We start from the raw sequence: 423 nt of genomic DNA on the forward strand, positions 1-423 counted from the left end.
GACGGTGGCGGCGGGCGCGGCGATGGTGATCCCGTGCTCGACCTCGCGTGTCGTCATGGGCACTGCTCCTTGTCCGGTCCTCGTCCGCTGTCCGGACGGTCGTCAGAAGTTGCCGAGGCCGCCGCAGACGTTGAGCGCCTGCGAGGTGATGGAGGCGGCGGTGTCGGAGGCCAGGTAGCCGATGAGGCCGGCGACCTCCTCGGGGGTGCTGTAGCGGCCGAGTGGGATCTTCGCCTGGAACTTCTCCAGGATCGCCTCCTCGCTGGTGGCGTAGGCGGTGGCGTAGCCCTGCCGGACCCGCTGGGCCATCGGCGTCTCCACGTAGCCGGGGCAGACCGCGTTGACGGTGATGCCGGTGGGCGCCAGCTCGTTGCCGAGCGCCTTGGTGAAGCCGACGACGCCGTGTTTGGAGGCGGAGTAGGG

The 423-nt window shown here is 70.2% G+C and carries 1 protein-coding gene; it reads right to left on the reverse strand.

Annotation, left to right across the window (positions count from 1 at the left end):
* Positions 1-102 precede the first annotated feature (102 nt).
* Positions 103-423, reverse strand: a 321-nt coding sequence (locus AC5RWQ_RS30605) for an SDR family oxidoreductase (RefSeq protein WP_494286066.1), incomplete at its 5' end; no start/stop codon positions are given.

It is taken from the genome of Micromonospora sp. BS32, assembly GCF_059089345.1.